Annotated in this window: 18 protein-coding genes and 1 pseudogene; 11 read left to right on the top strand and 8 right to left on the bottom strand. The window is 52.5% G+C overall.

Going from position 1 to position 15,951, the window contains the following annotated elements:
• The first annotated feature begins 276 nt into the window (after window positions 1-276).
• Window positions 277-867 (top strand): TetR/AcrR family transcriptional regulator, encoded by a 591-nt coding sequence (locus ACEWZM_RS07675; protein WP_414005871.1) that lies wholly within the window; start codon window positions 277-279, stop codon window positions 865-867.
• Between the two features lie 7 nt (window positions 868-874).
• Here the strand turns inward: ACEWZM_RS07675 and ACEWZM_RS07670 are convergent, their stop codons facing one another.
• The 5 genes and pseudogenes from ACEWZM_RS07670 to ACEWZM_RS07650 all read right to left on the bottom strand — a co-directional run bounded on the left by ACEWZM_RS07670 (window position 875) and on the right by ACEWZM_RS07650 (window position 2,287).
• On the bottom strand, window positions 875-1,348 hold the full coding sequence (locus tag ACEWZM_RS07670) for a glutathione S-transferase family protein (RefSeq protein ID WP_414005870.1): 474 nt from the start codon (window positions 1,346-1,348) through the stop codon (window positions 875-877).
• Between the two features lie 9 nt (window positions 1,349-1,357).
• Complete coding sequence (locus ACEWZM_RS07665) at window positions 1,358-1,549, bottom strand: glutathione S-transferase N-terminal domain-containing protein (protein WP_414005869.1); 192 nt, start codon at window positions 1,547-1,549, stop codon at window positions 1,358-1,360.
• Between the two features lie 49 nt (window positions 1,550-1,598).
• Window positions 1,599-1,913 carry a hypothetical protein gene (locus ACEWZM_RS07660; protein ID WP_414008085.1) on the bottom strand — a complete coding sequence of 105 codons (315 nt, stop codon included), beginning with the start codon at window positions 1,911-1,913 and terminating at the stop codon, window positions 1,599-1,601.
• Window positions 1,914-2,039 (bottom strand): annotated as a pseudogene (locus ACEWZM_RS07655) (EamA/RhaT family transporter); the annotation flags it as partial.
• Window positions 2,039-2,287, bottom strand: coding sequence for a hypothetical protein (locus ACEWZM_RS07650; protein WP_414005868.1), 249 nt, complete (start codon window positions 2,285-2,287; stop codon window positions 2,039-2,041). The pseudogene ACEWZM_RS07655 and the gene ACEWZM_RS07650, both read right to left, overlap by 1 nt.
• Window positions 2,288-2,593: 306 nt before the next feature.
• Here ACEWZM_RS07650 and ACEWZM_RS07645 point away from each other — a divergent pair, with 306 nt between their 5' ends.
• Window positions 2,594-3,898 carry an AraC family transcriptional regulator gene (locus ACEWZM_RS07645; RefSeq protein ID WP_414005867.1) on the top strand — a complete coding sequence of 435 codons (1,305 nt, stop codon included), beginning with the start codon at window positions 2,594-2,596 and terminating at the stop codon, window positions 3,896-3,898.
• A 71-nt stretch (window positions 3,899-3,969) separates the two neighbouring features.
• Here the strand turns inward: ACEWZM_RS07645 and ACEWZM_RS07640 are convergent, their stop codons facing one another.
• The gene (locus ACEWZM_RS07640; RefSeq protein ID WP_414005866.1) at window positions 3,970-4,794 is read right to left on the bottom strand and encodes an autotransporter domain-containing protein; all 825 of its coding nucleotides are present in this window, start codon (window positions 4,792-4,794) and stop codon (window positions 3,970-3,972) included.
• 544 nt (window positions 4,795-5,338) lie between these two features.
• Window positions 5,339-5,653, bottom strand: coding sequence for a hypothetical protein (locus tag ACEWZM_RS07635; protein WP_414005865.1), 315 nt, complete (start codon window positions 5,651-5,653; stop codon window positions 5,339-5,341).
• Between the two features lie 533 nt (window positions 5,654-6,186).
• Between ACEWZM_RS07635 and ACEWZM_RS07630 the strand changes: the two genes are divergently transcribed.
• Both ACEWZM_RS07630 and ACEWZM_RS07625 read left to right on the top strand, forming a co-directional pair.
• Entirely contained in the window at window positions 6,187-7,158 is a 972-nt protein-coding gene (locus ACEWZM_RS07630; protein WP_414005864.1) for a LuxR C-terminal-related transcriptional regulator, read from the top strand.
• Between the two features lie 123 nt (window positions 7,159-7,281).
• Window positions 7,282-8,265: an MBL fold metallo-hydrolase gene (locus ACEWZM_RS07625; protein WP_414005863.1), complete on the top strand. Its 984-nt coding sequence runs from the start codon at window positions 7,282-7,284 to the stop codon at window positions 8,263-8,265.
• 546 nt (window positions 8,266-8,811) lie between these two features.
• Here ACEWZM_RS07625 and ACEWZM_RS07620 read toward each other — a convergent pair.
• Complete coding sequence (locus tag ACEWZM_RS07620) at window positions 8,812-11,007, bottom strand: O-linked N-acetylglucosamine transferase, SPINDLY family protein (protein ID WP_414005862.1); 2,196 nt, start codon at window positions 11,005-11,007, stop codon at window positions 8,812-8,814.
• Between the two features lie 326 nt (window positions 11,008-11,333).
• Here ACEWZM_RS07620 and secE point away from each other — a divergent pair, with 326 nt between their 5' ends.
• The 7 genes from secE (at window position 11,334) to rplL (ending at window position 15,860) form a co-directional block, all read left to right on the top strand.
• Complete coding sequence (gene secE / locus ACEWZM_RS07615) at window positions 11,334-11,531, top strand: preprotein translocase subunit SecE (RefSeq protein ID WP_008560174.1); 198 nt, start codon at window positions 11,334-11,336, stop codon at window positions 11,529-11,531.
• A 244-nt stretch (window positions 11,532-11,775) separates the two neighbouring features.
• Window positions 11,776-12,309 carry a transcription termination/antitermination protein NusG gene (gene nusG, locus ACEWZM_RS07610; RefSeq protein WP_414005861.1) on the top strand — a complete coding sequence of 178 codons (534 nt, stop codon included), beginning with the start codon at window positions 11,776-11,778 and terminating at the stop codon, window positions 12,307-12,309.
• Window positions 12,310-12,516: 207 nt separating this feature from the next.
• Complete coding sequence (locus ACEWZM_RS07605; RefSeq protein ID WP_414005860.1) at window positions 12,517-13,152, top strand: glutathione S-transferase; 636 nt, start codon at window positions 12,517-12,519, stop codon at window positions 13,150-13,152.
• 165 nt (window positions 13,153-13,317) lie between these two features.
• On the top strand, window positions 13,318-13,743 hold the full coding sequence (gene rplK, locus ACEWZM_RS07600; protein WP_414005859.1) for a 50S ribosomal protein L11: 426 nt from the start codon (window positions 13,318-13,320) through the stop codon (window positions 13,741-13,743).
• A gap of 1 nt (window position 13,744) precedes the next feature.
• Window positions 13,745-14,443 carry a 50S ribosomal protein L1 gene (rplA, locus tag ACEWZM_RS07595; protein ID WP_414005858.1) on the top strand — a complete coding sequence of 233 codons (699 nt, stop codon included), beginning with the start codon at window positions 13,745-13,747 and terminating at the stop codon, window positions 14,441-14,443.
• Window positions 14,444-14,885: 442 nt separating this feature from the next.
• A complete protein-coding gene (gene rplJ / locus ACEWZM_RS07590; protein ID WP_027248544.1) occupies window positions 14,886-15,404 on the top strand; it encodes a 50S ribosomal protein L10 in 519 nt (172 codons plus the stop codon).
• Between the two features lie 81 nt (window positions 15,405-15,485).
• Window positions 15,486-15,860, top strand: a complete 375-nt coding sequence (gene rplL, locus ACEWZM_RS07585) for a 50S ribosomal protein L7/L12 (protein WP_072503626.1) — start codon at window positions 15,486-15,488, stop codon at window positions 15,858-15,860.
• Window positions 15,861-15,951 lie beyond the last annotated feature (91 nt).

The raw sequence follows: 15,951 nt of genomic DNA, 5'->3' as shown, positions 1-15,951 counted from the left end.
CGACTGAACTTCCTCAGTTGGCCGCAAGCGGCCCAAAGCGGCCAAATGAAAACTCGGGGTTCCAAGAAAGCAGACCTTCGCGGCTCCGCTATAGACTTGCCAGAAGATGGGCACAATTGTGAGATTGGGTTCGCTCCAGTTGTCCCTTTTGGTTGTCATGCTACCTCTGATCACCTGCGACAATCACACTGGAGAGTATGATTCAATTGTTCTTGATCCATAGCCAGAGTATTCACTCTTCATTAAGAGTGAAATTTTGAGACAGGCTGTCTGACCATGGGAACTTTGGAAGAAAGAAAAGAGGCAAAGCGTGTCGCCATACTGGGTGCTGCGCGAGAAGAATTCTTGTCGGCCGGATTTGAAGCCGCCAACATGGATCGAATTGCTTCTCTTTCAAACGTCACCAAGCAAACAGTCTATCGATATTTCCCATCAAAGACCGACCTGTTCGAAGCGACAGTAAGATGGATTGGACAGTTGAGTGGCGCAGATTTCTCGCGGCATCTGGATCATCCCGATACCGATGAAGCCCTTGTTCGATTTGCTGAGGGTTTTATCCGTTGGCACCTAGAAGACGAACCTTTAAATATCTTCAGGCTGCTGGTGGCGGAAAGTGGCAAATCTCCAGAAATCGTCACAACCTTTTTCACGGCAGCCCCGGATGAAACCAATGCCATACTGACAAAGTTCTTCAGTGAACGATTGGGAGTTGAACACCCTCGTGAACCCATACGTCTATGGACCTCGATGCTTTTGGCCAACCGGGATGATGTCTTGCTTGGCTTGGGCCGACCAGGCGATCCAGAGATCGCCCAACTGGCAGTTTCTGCGACCCGACTGGTGCTTGCGGATCTCCAACGAGAGTGAGCAGGCGCTACTCGGACAGCTGGGTGGCCCACCGTCGACCGATCGCCGATCTGCTTTGCGCGATTTTTGCAAGCGACATTTCTTCATAGGTATCGAGGATGGAGTGTCGCACCGACGATCGGCTGAGCACACTGGCTGCCCATTGCTTGACCAAAGGCAAGTCAGCCAGAATGCCCGTCGCGAAATGCAAATCAATCAGATTGATTGATCTGAAAACAGGAGCATATGTCGCATCTACAAGGCTGAACTGATCGCCATCAAAGAACGGCCGATCCCCAAGGTTTTCTCCCAATGCCCGGAGTTTGGTGCAAAGCTTCTCTTTTTCAACCTCAACCGAAACAGGATCTAACGCAGTTTTGATTTCATAGATGTGATCAAGAAGATCATAGCTGTGATCGATCCATAGTCGGTTCAGGGCTTTCAGAAAGACATCCTGCGGATACGGGCTTCCTGGCGTCACCTCATCAATGAAGTCATTCATGATCTCCGATTAAAAAAGCGCTTTTCCGTCAGCCAAAAGGAATGGGGTGATCCCCTTTGTTGAATGCTCCTGAACCCACTCGGGTTTATTGTTCGGTTCGATATAGGTGACGGTGTACGCCACTTGTTTTTCTAATAGTGAAATGATGCAGGGCTGCAGGAATGGGCATAAGTCATAGCCCACGATTTCCGACTTGATCATGGATGTCTAGCGTATTTGTGGATGCGGAGAAGGGTTTGCGCTTGCGCGCTCAGCTGTCTTCTTTGGTCAGATACAGGGTATAGGCCAAGATCGTGATCAGGACGACCGCGCCGCCAAGGATGCTGTTGATCCATGGAACCTCAGTGAAGAACAAGTAGGCCCAGACCGGAGCCAATACGGTTTCAAGCATAAGTGTCATCGACACTTCGGTCGCTGTGGCATAGCGCGTTGTAACCATCGACATGACGCGGCCAAAGACCGCTAGCAGATCTCCCAGCCAGTTGCCTGATCCGGCAGATCCGGATACGACAATCGCGATGCCGATAAACACACCTACAATTGCTAGCAGGGTTTGCTGGGTCACCTTTTCCCTCAGAAACAGCCAGCTGAATGACGCTGCAATTGCCGGTGTAGCACTGAAGATCAGAAAGGTGTACGCAATAGAAGTATTCTTGATGGCGAACACTAGGCCGCTGGCGCTTTCCAGCATTAAGAAACCCGAGACAAGCCACTGTCGCGCAGGACTTGAACCAGCCCGCGTCGGTCGTTGAGCTGAATGACAACGGACATAGAAATGGCGGTAAAAAGGCCGAACAATAATGATGTCTCGAGTTCGTTTACTCCAGAAAATCGGATAAAAACTGGATCAAGGCTCATCAAGAGCGCGCCAATGAGCGCTATTCCTAGCCCCTTGAGCCGGATGCTTTGGGCAGTTTCAGCGGAGGTGGTGTCAGTCATGTTCTGGCTCCTTTGTACCGCTAGGGGCGTTTCCGTGCACGGTACGAGTAATCATACTCATTAGCATGATTAGTGAAACGCGACGCTTTCGTTAACTCCCGTCATGCTCTTCAGTATGATGGGAGTGCGAGCAGCTTGGTTCAGATCTTCAAGAGGTCTCCCTAGGACAAAGGCTATGAGCATGAAGCGCAAAGTTCTGCGCGTAACACCAACATCTCTTCGAAAGTCGGCGCTACCCGAACCTTCCGTCTGAAACTCGCGTTTCGTTCTAGAAACGGCTTCATCTCGACGACCAGAGAGCCCTGTTTGAAGGCCGGCTTCGAAGAAATGGTCGAAGTTTGCAAATGTCGCTATCTGCGCGTCGCCGATGTCCCGCAGGTTCATACTTGCGTAGCGCTGCTCCAAGTGCCGGAGCCCGATACTCCACAGACGAATTTGACGTTCGGTCTCGCCACCACCTGCTATCCGCAAGCTACAAAAGACTGCTTGGCATGGCTTTCGCACACTGGCTATTGTTGCCTGAAACACAAAACGCGCCTGGGTTACAGGGCACTTCAATCTGGGTGGAACATCGGTATGACGGAGAACAACGCGAGCTCTGATAGCCAAATTTGGAATGTTCCAGGTTTTGGAGTGCATCACATTGCCAAACTTCTGGACAACTGCGGTGCAGATATTGTTGCGCTACTGAGATCGGCCAACCTACCCATAGATATTCACGAAACGCCCCCAAATTTTGTTGATGTTCGGAATGAGCTGAGGCTCCTGGAGCTCGCCATCCAAGAAACCGGTGACCAGTTGTTTGCGATCTCAGCCGGAAAGACATTCAATCCCAGAAAGACGACACTTCTGAGTTATGTCGTTTTGAACTCTCCAACCGTTGGAAATGCAATTGAGAAGGCGGTGAACTACGCCCGCCTAGCGCGGGGATTTGCCAAGCTGTCGTTCTATGAGGAAGGTGACGGCATGTTTCTTGAGATAGATTCGATGGCCGAGCTGATGCGCGCGGATGGTGCTCATAGTGAATTTCGAACCTCCGCTCTTTTAACTAGCCTTCAGATTGCGGCGGAGACACCACTGCCCACCCACGAGATACGTTTTCGGCATAAACTGTCCGAAGAAATGCTGGCACAAATCTCTGATGCATTATCGGTCAAAATCAAACAAAGCCAACGCGTTCCAGGTATTCTGTTTGACAAGAAAATTTTGGATATTCCGATCAGAGATGCGGATCCTGCGCTGCTTTTGCACCTTGAAACACATGTGGAAGGTCTGATGTCGGCACTAACGCCTGAAGTTGGTGAAACAAGTTCTTTGGTGCAGAGCGAAATAACGTCGCGACTGTCTTTTAATGCTCCGACGCAGGACGACGTCGCGAAGGTGCTTGGGATGAGTATCAGTACGCTTGGCCGTAAGCTGGCCAAAGAAGGCACGACCTATAAACAACTTCTGAAGGACATCAGAAAACGGCTGGCAGAGCAGTATCTTGATGACGCTAAGCTCACTCTCTCCGATATCGCATTTGCGCTTGGCTATTCTGACCAAGCTGCGTTTAGCAATGCTTATAAGACCTGGACGGGCCGTTCTCCGGGCAGTGTTCGAACTGCTTAGGTTGTGTCTTAGTCGGCGAGCACGGAGCCCTGTAAAAGCCCTATCTCGTTTCAGACCAGATGCAAAACGCATTAAAACTGGAACTCGAACTCGATATTCCAACCGAAGTCACTGTCGCCCGAAGCGCTTCCCATTCCGGTTTCGCTGGTGAGCTCAACATAGAGCTGCGAGCGATCCGACAGGGCGACAATGCCGCCGAGGCTCATAGCGGTCTTGTCCTGTCCAAACGTCACTGAGGTGTCGTTGTCGAACGCATGGTAGACGTCGATTTGACCATACAGCATCGAATTGTTGGAAAAAGCACGTTCAGCGCGCAGTCCGAACCGAGCCATCAAAGCATCGTCATCGGCCAAGGATCCGAGCCGACCACCTCCAACTGCGATTTCGCCCATATCGATATTGCTATACATGAGCTGCATTTGCGGGATGAGCGTCAATTCATTCGGGAATGTGAACGTCTTACCAATTTCAACAGATATCCCATACCCACTGCCGTCGATATCCGCTGAGTTGCCGCCACGCGTATGTATCTGACTATCGAAGTGCCCATAACGAAGCCGTCCATCAATATATAGCCGACTATCTGCAACCCAAAGCGCGCTAAGGGTTGCATCGTAAGCGTTGGCCGAGATATTGGCGCTGGCCACCCTGGTGCCGACGTTCGATGACAGGCTGCTAATGCCAAATTCCAGTCCGACAGTCAGCTGTCCGCCCGAGACCTCGCCCAAAGGGAAGTCCGATTCAAATTGACGGCTATCGCTGTTTGTCGACATATACCGATCACCGAAATCATAGCTGCCGTGTTGGCCTTCACCCCGCAGCGGGTCGGCTATGGACATTCCTGCGCTCACAATAAGCGCGAAGATAGTAGCGGTTGTAGTCATTACCTTTTTCATCTTTTCGCGCCTTTCAGTTAAGCGTATCGGTTACGCTGTATGTGCAATCACTTTGTCAATCTGCGGCTCAGATTGATTGCGCGGGCACATCAGGGTTTTGCGAAAAGACTTCAAGTTAGCGACCATTGGTGCTGCTTTTGCGAGTGTGGCAGTTGCTGTCAGGTGGACGTCAACAAACGCACCCACTCCGCCGTTGGTCTGATAAAGAGGAATGGCATAAGGGTCTGCGCTATGGAAAAGCTTAGATCTGCTGATGAGCTAGGAGCATTGCAGTTCCGGGGCGATCCTGCGCAATTGCGATAGGCATCCGGTACATCAACTTCCAACACAGATGATAATCCAGCTCGGACCAAAGTCTTTTTGGTACGCTTTGGCCGCAGCGAGCATGTGCTGAATTGTGTGCCTAAAAAGGCCACTGTATATCGGGCCCCGGAGTTAGAATCCGGTGCCCGATATACAGTGGCGGCACGTTGCGGTATTTTGGGTATACCTGCCTAGATCAACACGATGCTACCAAAGGGTCAAACTTTTTGGGATAATCTGCTTAGTTGCCATAGATTGGCATATTACCCAAGTTGGTACCCGACTGCTTGCCAAAAATCACAGTGTAAGTGCCGCCATCGTCAATCGTGAGTTCTACAACATTGGGTAACTGCGTGCTCGGGTTTGAGCCATCCATTTGAGCGGCATTTTTGTATATTTCTGCGTTCTCAGGGAAGTTGCCTATTCGCGTATTTGTTGAGATCGTGCGCTTTACAATCCCACTGTGGCTGTTGCCGCCCAACGGGCCGGCCATTGACATTCCCGCGCTTAAAACAAGTGCGAACACTGTAGCTGTTGTAAACATTGCTTTTTTCATCTCTTAGCTCCTTTTGAATTAAGCGTATCCGTTACGTTGTGTGTGCAATGAATTTAGCAATCTACGATCCGGGTTTATTGCGCTAGCAAGTCAGGGTTTTGCGAAAAGACATCAAGTTTACTCCGCTTAACTTAGTCGTCTGCAACTGGGCAGCCCGAGTTGCAGAAAATACAGGATTTGCGAAAATCACCCATAAAATCTAGGTTCTTTGGTGTTGACGGAGTAGCGCTTCATATCAAAGACCGCTTTGGACTGGCTGGCCTTATCTGCCTGAAGGTGCCAGGCACGGATTCGGTGCGACCCTGCCGCCGCCGCCCCGCCGCATGCCAGCTTTATGGCCAGACTCACCGATGCAGCGCCTGAGTTGAATAGCGGCCTTCAAGCGGTGGCGTTCTTGAATAGCCGCGTCCTATGGACGTCAAGCTCTAATTGAATCCCGCTTTATGCTGGTAGTCTTGAAGGGTTACACGATTCTAACTTTTAGTGTTTCATGACGGCAGAATGTCGCACGAGATTTAGGATGTCTGATGTAAATGGAAAGAGAAGCCACAACGTGCGAACCCAGAGTCAACGGTGAAACTTTCTCTAAATGGCAGTTTTTGGTCAACCAGATCTCTGAAATTGCGGGCGTACCTGCCGCGTTGATCATGCACACCGACGAGCAACAGCACAGCGTTTTTGTAAAAAGCGCAGGCAACGTGAATCCTTACCTAGAGGGGCAATCCTTCCAACTGCATGACAAACTTTATTGTTCCGGCGTTTTCCAACGAGATGGTGAACTCTGTGTCGAAGACGCAACGCAAGATCCGCATTGGCATGACAATCCTGACATGGAGTTCGGGATGAGTTTTTATGTTGGACTGCCGCTCAAATGGCCGGATGGTTCGAATTTTGGGACTATCTGCATGCTTGACCGATTCAGAAATCAGCGTGCTTTGCAGTTTCGCGAAGGGTTGAGACGCTTCAGCCAGATTGTCGAGGACGACTTAGCCATGCTTGCCGAAATTGAGCACCGGAAACAGGCGGAAGCCAGTTTGCAAAAGGAGCTGGGGTTACGGGAAGCGCTTATCGAAGAGCGGACTCGAGACCTGAAAGACGCCAACATTGCATTGCAGGTGCTGTTGAAAGGCGTCGAGCGTTCCAAAGCAGAAATCGAGGAGCGTGTCGCACAACAGATTAAGGGGCTTGTATTGCCGCATGTCTCGCGGCTTCGGCAATTGAACGGTGATAACGAACGCGCGCGCTCATATCTTGACACCGTTGAGGTCAATCTCAAAAATATTACATCATCTTTTGCGGGCAAGCAGGCTCAGGCACTTGAGGGGCTAACGCCAACGGAATCCGAGATCGCCCAATTGATCGTTCAGGGGCGCAGCACAAAAGAAATTGCCAAGACGCTGTCGCGTAGCACCAGCACCATTGACTTCCATCGCCACAATATCCGAAAGAAACTTGGGTTGACGCATGGGCGTCGGAACCTTCAGAAACACTTGGAAAATCTCTAATAATATTGGGTTGTTCCTCACATTGTCCCCATATTATTCTAACATCGCAGCAAGCCCGTAGTTCCTTATCCTTGATAGTCATCCGCACAATGAGCGGTGGATCGCAATAGGGAAATCAGAACGATGGGCAAAAAAGATCTCAAACCAATCAAGATAAACGGGCAAAAAGATGATTTGGCTCCCGGTTTGTCACGACGCTCTTTTTTCATGGCGGCCGGTGCTGTGGGCGTCGGGAGCGCGGCGGGCCTGCTGACATCCACGACTGCTCAGGCTCAATCCACAGACTGGACACAGCCAGGCAACAACAACCACGTAATTGAACTGCAAAACACGACGAGCTTTCCAGAGGGGGCGGTCGGTATTGAGTACTTTGGCCATTGCGCATTCAAAATTACGTCACCTGGTGGTGCGACTGTTGTAGTTGACCCTTGGCGTGATGACCCCTCTGGCGCTTGGGGCTTGTGGTATAAATACAAGTTTCCCGAAACTGTGACGGACATCACGTTGTCCACACATACGCACTTTGATCATGACGCCATCGACCGACCGGTTTCGACTATGGTGCTAGACCGCATGGTCGGCACGTTCGAATTCGCTGATCTGAAGATAACCGGTTTCGCGGACAAACACGTTTGCAAGGCACCCGGCTATTACGATTGGACCAATGCCCTTGCGGAATTTGGTGTCGAAGCCTGCGCGCCGAACAATGTCGGCCATATGGATATGGTTGTGTATCTGATCGAAACGGGGGGCATTCGCACGTTAATTTGGGGTGATAACCGTGCCGATCCCGGTCCTGGTTTCTGGGAGGCCATCGGCCAGGTTGATGTTTTGACGATGCCGGTTGATGGATCGGAGCATATCCTGTCTTACGAACAGGGGAATGCGATTGTTAGCCGCCTTAAGCCCAAGGTCGTTATTCCGACACACTACCTGAACGAAACTTCCACCTACACATTATCGACGCTGCGCCATGCAGATGATTGGGTAAAAAGCCAAAAAAGCTTCAAGATGCTCGACAGCGCCAATCTATCACTGAATGGAGCCGAGGTCGCGAGCATGGATCGCGAGTTCATGTACTTTGGCAGCAACGTTTCAACCGTATAAGAAGGTCAAGACGTGACCCAGTGCGGATCTTGGAAGCGAAGCTTTCAGGGTTCGCTCGATTGAAAGACTAACTGAGTGCGGACATCCGAATACATGCTACAATTGGCCATTTTGGGCACCAAGCTGTTATTCAGAGACGACCGGCAGCTATCTAGATGGTGAATAGTGGATCAGACTGGCGTGCATCAACTCGATAGCGTTGGACTTCGCACAAACATCTAAGTCTAGTCGGTTGACGAGGGCAAATTTGGGGTTTCCTACCTTCTCTTTATGTTCCTGGATTGCCGTCGGGAATTTGTGGGCTATCCATCAAATATTGCGAACCTTCCTAAGTAATGCAGATCCGTAGGTCTCGGGTACGAGCTCTGAGACCCCTGCTAAAAGTTGATCACGTAAAGTAATACTTTGATTTAGCTTTTCAGGATCATTTGTCGGTGCTCATGACCTTATGGCTAGATGTGTCTTTGCTTCATGAAGAATAGCGATCACGAACCCCCACTACCCAGCTGGGTAGAGAGGGCACTATTTGATGGAGAATGACAGTCGTCAGGCCGCGTGGATAGGAGAGCCTGCGGCTTGTGCTGAAGCGATGCCGTTAACAGCCGTTTCCTCCGTTAGGATGTCCTGGGAGGGTACGTTGAAATGCTGCGGCGGAAGACCTTTGCAATGGTGCGCAAAGACCAGATCTAGTCCTCGCTCGAGATCTTTTATGTAGCGTGCCGTATCAAATAGCGGCGCCTTTGATTGCATAAGCCGCAGTTTGCTGCGCAGGGCCATCAGTTGGTCGCTGTCCTCAGCCAGCTCAATCGCACGCTTCTCATAGGCTTGAGGTGTTGTACTCAGCAGTTCATCCATATCGGCTGCGACCAGCAGGCTGGCTGTGGTCCGCGCAGCGAATTGGCGGCCAGCCATGGACAGAACCGGTAACCCGGCAACCAATGCATCGCGGGCAGAAGGGCCTGCGTTGATTGTGAAACTATCGAGGAATAGGTCGGCTGCCATGCTGCGGGCCATGTGTTCTTCACCGGCGCTTGGCTCGGCAAATATCAAGCGATCAGGATCTACGCGTCGGTCACTTGCGGCCTTTTTCAGCGCTGCCTGTGCCTCGTCAGGACAATCACTAAGCCAGAGGACACTATGGTCCACCTTAGTCAGTAGGCGCATCCAGATATCGAATTCACGAGGTGTTATCGCGTGGCTGGCCGCGAAACTGCAGAACACAAAGGCGTCATCCGGCAGACCGCAATCACGGCGACTGAACTGATGGCCAGACAGATCTTGCAGGCTTTCTGTGCTTTGGTAGCTGTTTGGCATACGGATCAGATGTTCTTCAAAGTACCGCTCACTGCCAGATGGACAGGTGACTGCATCTCCGAGGATATAGTCATAGGCTGGTGTGCCCATGGTCCCGGCAAAGCCGGGCATCGCGATTTGTACAGGGGCAATACGGGCTGAAAATATGGCTAGATCTGCTTCATGCGCATAGCTTGTAAGATCAATTGCAATGTCCAGTTTATCTGCAGCCGCTTGGGTCTTGATTGTGGTGGAAGATAGCCCACGGGTATCGCGGTGCTGAATGCCCTGCAGATCAGCGCGTGGTGTGCTGGCAGAGTATACATAGAGTGTGAAGCGACTCTGATCATGACCTGCCAGCAAACTGTCTAGTAATCGTAAGGCATCCTGATCTTGTCCCGAGCTGGCAAAATATCCGACGCGCAGTTGTTGGGGGCGTACGTCGGCGTGGGGGCGCTGTGGTGCCGGTGCAGATTGTAGCCCGGCATTGGCATGGGCTTGCATTCGAATACGTAGGAGGTCCGGGTTGTCTTCTAGCCCCAACACTGCTTGCGGCGCGCAGGCCGTACCGCGCAGGCCGAGGTGTCGGCGGTGATCCTGATATTCATCCAACCAACGCCAATCGCAAAGATCCGCCATCAAGCGCAGTTTCTGTGCGCGAGCGCGATCGTCATTAGGTCGCGCTAATAGAATCTGTTCCAGATTGCGGATCGCGTCTCTTTGATTGCCGGCCAGACCGGTAAGTTGAGCGAGATTATAACGCGCCTCCAGGAAGCCGGGTGCAAATCGTGCGGCCTGGCCATATAGATCGCGGGCAATCTCCAGGTTGCCGAGCTGGCGCTGAATATTTGCCCGATTATAAAGCAGCTGCGCGTTGTCGGGTGCCTGATCAATCGCTGTTGCGAAGCACTGGTCGGCCTCGATGATGCGATCCTGATCCAACAATGTGTTGCCCAGATTGTTGAGCGCAGGCAGGCAGGCCGGATCAAGCGACAGTGCTTTTCTATAAAGCGCAATCGCGTCCTCGGGTCGATTTTGGCGACGGTAGACGTCACCCATGGCGGCGAAGGTCGTGGCCGATGTCGGGTTGAGTTCACAGGCTTTATTGAGACAGGTCGCGGCCTCATCGAGCGCGGCCTGAGCGAGATGGCAGCGGCCCAGAAGTTCCCACAGGAACGCACATTTTCGATGTGTGTTCAGCAACTCGGCGCAACGGGCTGCAGCCTTCTGGAGTTGCCCGTGCTGAAATAGCGCCGTTAGTTCCTCCTGAAGCTCTGGATCCAGTTTGGCATCCTCCGGCGGAGGCAGCCGTCGATTGCGACCGGAGAGCTTTCCGGAAATCTGTACTGTAAGCGGTGGGTTCGCCTGCGCTTCGCGCTGGGTGGCGGCCCCTGCTTGGACGGTTTGGTTCAGGCCGGTCGCCTGCTGATCGTTCTGTGCGAGGGTCATGGAATCCTATCTCATAATCGCGCTCGGAAACGGGCAGAGTGTGATGTTCAGACATCTCCGCTGCCCTATGGAGGATATTTATGCCTCTCGAAAATTAAGATAGAATTGATTGTACCAACGGATATCGACGCAGCCTCTTCCCAGAGGTCATGCATGCTGTCGCCGTTGATGACCGCGAACCGGATTTGCTGGCGGGATCTATCAGCGGGGCGCGAAAGGGAAATTTCTGAACACCTGTTACACTGGCTGGGATGCAGCAGGGCTTGAAATTATCATAGTCTGAGGTTAAATCGCTGCTTAATTGCTAGCAGAGAGAACAACGCCTCATGGCCACCACCAATCCCGTCCAGTTCATCCAGCAGGTTCGCGCCGAAGTTTCCAAGGTCGTATGGCCGACCCGTCGTGAGGTGCTGTTGACCACCGTGATGGTGTTCGTCATGGCGGCTCTAACGGCTGTGTTCTTCGCCATCGTTGATATCCTGATCCGCTTCGGGCTCGAGGGTATTTTGGGAATGTTTGGCTAATTCAGCCCAATAGCCCATCTGGTTCAAGCCTTTGCACTATTGGGGCGACTCGCGTTTGCAATTGGTGGCTCACCTCTTGATCTTGGACTCCCGGGGCGGTAGGTGAGCGCTTAGCTCTGACATAGGCGCGTGGCGATTCGTGTTGCGCGCCGCTTTTTGTTAGAGCGCAGCCCAGTGGCTGTATTTTATTTTATCAGTGGCGCGACGGTCCTGTCGGCCAAGAGACACAAGGACGATCAGGTTCATGGCGAAACGGTGGTATTCGGTCAGCGTTCTTTCGAACTTCGAAAAGAAAATCGCAGAGCAGATCCGTACGTCGGTCGCAGAACAGGGTCTTGAAGATGAGATCGACGAAGTTCTGGTCCCCACCGAAGAGGTGATCGAGATTCGTCGCGGCAAAAAAGTTTCGACCGAACGTCGCTTTATGCCCGGCTATGTACTTGTGCATATGGAGATGTCTGATCGTGGTTATCATCTGATCAGCTCGATCAACCGCGTTACGGGTTTTCTGGGTCCACAAGGCCGCCCAATGCCGATGCGTGACGCCGAAGTGCAGGGTATCCTTGGCCGGGTCCAAGAGGGTGAGGAAGCACCACGCACCCTGATCTCCTTTGAAGTGGGTGAGCGGGTCAAAGTTAACGATGGCCCATTCGAGGATTTCGACGGGATGGTCGAAGGCGTCGACGACGACAATCAGAAGCTCAAGGTTACCGTATCCATCTTTGGTCGCGAGACTCCGGTAGAGTTGGACTTTACCCAGGTTACCAAGCAGGCCTGATCCTCTCTGAGACCCAAGCGTTCAAACGCCGTGCTGTGACTGCAGCGCGGCGTTTTTCTTTTGTGATATGTAGATGGCTACCATTGCCAAACTGGGCCCATCACATCGGACGTCTTGGAGATTTCTAATAAATGCTGACGTAAACGAGGTCATGTGGCCTGCGGACAATCGTTTGACCCTAGCGACTTGATCCGTATAGATCGCGCTATGGCTCATAACCCAATTCTCTGGACCTTCCGTCGATGCCCGTACGCGATGAGAAGTCGCCTCGCTCTGTTGAGCGCGGGTGTCAAAGTTGAGCTGCGTGAAATCCGGTTAAAGGACAAGCCCCTAGCATTCTTGCAGGCGTCCGCCTCAGGTACGGTTCCGGCTCTGCGTTTGCATGATCAGGTTTTCGATGAGAGTCTTGATATCATGATCTGGGCGCTAAAAAAGAGCGATCCCATGAACCTTCTGGATATGCCTAAGGAAGGCTGGGACCTGATTGAGGTAAACGACGGCCCGTTCAAGGCGGCCTTAGATCATACTAAATATGCGATCCGTTACCCGGATTTGGATGCGGTAGCGGAACGCGATAGAGCTGCCGGGTACTTACATCTCTTTGATGCGCGATTGAGAGGACGATCCTGGCTCTTTGGCGAGCGGTGTACAATTGCCGACTTAGCGCTTCTGCCTTTTGTTCGTCAGTTCGCACATATTGATAGGGTCTGGTTCGATGCGCAGTCTTGGCCAGATCTTATTTCATGGCTCGACCGTTTTCTGGGCAGCGATACCTTCGCCCAGGTTATGACAAAATACACACCGTGGTCTGAAGGTGATGAGCCGATCTGGTTTGCCGGCTGAAGCGACGCAAGCGCTTGCCAACTTGTGCGTTCCTCTATAAATGCCGCCTCTATCGTCTTAGGGCGAGATTCTCTCGTGGGAGAAGGATGGGTCGCGACCCTGAGATCTGACCACGCAACATACTTCGGATGGGACGCGTCCCGTCTTCGTTGAAAGGAACACCAAATGGCTAAGAAGCTTGTTGGCACGATGAAGCTGCAAGTGCCCGCCGGTAAGGCGAACCCATCCCCGCCGGTCGGTCCGGCACTGGGTCAGCGCGGCATCAACATCATGGAATTCTGCAAAGCATTCAACGCTAAGACCGCAGATATGGAGCCCGGTGCGCCGTGCCCGACCGTGATCACCTACTATCAGGACAAGTCCTTCACCATGGACATCAAGACGCCGCCTGCGTCTTATTACCTGAAAAAGGCTGCCAAGGTAAAATCCGGCGCGAACAACCCGTCGCGTGAAACCGTTGGCTCCGTCAGTGTTGCTCAGGTGAAAGAAATTGCCGAAGCAAAAATGAAAGATCTGAACGCGAACGATATCGACGCCGCAATGCAGATCATCCTGGGCTCTGCCCGCTCCATGGGCATCGAGGTGAAGTAAGATGGCTAAGCTCGGTAAACGTACCCGCGCTGCGCGCGAAGCTTTCGCTGGCAAGAGCAATCTGTCGGTGGAAGAAGCAGTCGCACTGATCAAAGCGAACGCAAACGCAAAATTCGACGAAACCGTCGAAATCGCGATGAACCTCGGCGTTGACACCCGTCACGCAGACCAGATGGTTCGTGGCGTTATCGGCCTGCCCAACGGCACCGGTAAAGACATGCGCGTTGCTGTTTTTGCACGTGGCGCAAAAGCTGACGAAGCCAAAGAAGCTGGCGCGGATATCATCGGTGCAGAAGACCTGATGGAAACCATCCAAGGCGGCACCATCGATTTCGATCGTTGTATCGCAACTCCTGACATGATGCCGATCGTTGGTCGTCTGGGTAAGGTGCTTGGCCCGCGTAACCTGATGCCAAACCCCAAGGTTGGCACCGTGACTATGGACGTGAAAGCGGCCGTGGAAGCAGCCAAGGGTGGCGAAGTCCAGTTCAAAGCTGAAAAAGGCGGTGTTGTGCACGCCGGTGTTGGTAAAGCGTCTTTCGATGAAGCTAAGCTGATCGAAAACGTACGTGCCTTCATCTCTGCTGTGGCAAAGGCCAAGCCAGCTGGTGCCAAAGGCGCCTACATGAAGAAAATCGCTCTGTCGTCCACTATGGGCCCAGGCGTAACTGTTGATGTGGAAACCGCAGTCACCGAGTAATTTCGGCCTGCGCCAATGATCCTTGTCGGCGCGAACTATCGCGTCAGAGAGGGTCGCATTTATGATGATTTTCCGGGGTCCCTTTACGGGGGCTCCGGTTTTTGTTTTTCGGGGCTGGTTTGCGGCGATTGCTTCCAGTCGTATCTATCGGCGCGGGACTGCAATTTTGCCCTTGGAAAACTATAAAAATGAGACTAACTACGACCGCGAGATAAAGCGTGCGATTCGTCGTGCGCTTTATTTCATTTCGTCCAAGATGGTGGGTGGCCGGTCGATCGGGCCTTAATTTCCCTCCTGAGACGGGAACGACCAAAGGATCGAGGGAATTCCTACCCTCGGGTGATTTTGGCTCACCCCGTTAAAACGGACTTGAACGCCGGGCAGAAATGTTCGGCATATCAATGAGCCGGGATGCGTAAGTGTCCCTAACTTGGAGAGAACTGTGGATAGAGCCCAGAAAGAGAGAGTGGTCGAGGAACTCGGCCAGATCTTCGAAAGCTCTGGCGTGGTGGTCGTAGCCCACTACACCGGTCTGACAGTTGCTGAGATGCAGGATCTGCGAGCGCGCGCAAGCGACGCTGGCACCTCCGTGCGTGTTGCCAAGAACAGGCTCGCCAAAATCGCCCTCGAGGGTAAGCCGTGTGAAAACATGTCTGACCTGCTGACAGGGATGACCGTACTGACCTATTCCGAAGATCCTGTGTCCGCCGCTAAGGTGGCAGAGGATTTCGCCAAGGAGAACAAAAAGTTCGAGATCCTTGGCGGTGCAATGGGTGAGAACGCTCTGGACCGTGCCGGCGTTGAAGCCGTGTCGAAAATGCCTTCGCGCGACGAGCTTATTGCTCAGATCGCAAGCTGCATCGGCGCACCTGCTTCCAACATCGCTGGCGCAATTGGCGCACCTGCAAGCAATATCGCAAGCATTCTTTCGACCATCGAAGAGAAGGCGGAAGCTGCGTAAGCGGTTAGCACTGAATGACTGGCGTCGGGCACCAGCCTGCACGTTGGAACACACACACTGTAAACGGAAAGAGCTGATAAAATGGCTGATCTGAAGAAACTGGCAGAAGACATCGTTGGTCTGACCCTGCTTGAAGCACAAGAACTGAAAACCATCCTGAAGGATGAGTATGGCATCGAGCCCGCAGCTGGCGGCGCAGTTGTCATGGCAGCTGGCGGCGACGCCGGTGGCGCAGCTGAAGAAGAAAAGACCGAATTTGACGTCGTTCTGAAGAACGCTGGCGCTTCCAAGATCAACGTGATCAAAGAAGTTCGTGGCATCACTGGTCTTGGCCTGAAAGAAGCCAAAGAGCTGGTCGAAGCTGGCGGTAAAATCAAAGAAGGCGTGTCCAAGGACGAAGCCGAAGACGTCAAAGGCAAGCTGGAAGCAGCTGGCGCCGAAGTCGAGCTGGCCTAAGCTACGCGATACGGGACAACAGTGGAAATCGATTGCGGTTTTTACTGAACATCCCGAAAATTTGGCTGGGCCCGGTAAAAACCGGGTCCAG

Origin of the sequence: Phaeobacter cretensis (assembly GCF_047372505.1) — a bacterium.
GTDB classification, from domain to species: Bacteria; Pseudomonadota; Alphaproteobacteria; order Rhodobacterales; family Rhodobacteraceae; genus Phaeobacter; species Phaeobacter cretensis.
The sequence above is the reverse complement of the archived record's forward strand: the minus strand, read 5'-3'. Positions and strand labels throughout refer to the sequence as shown.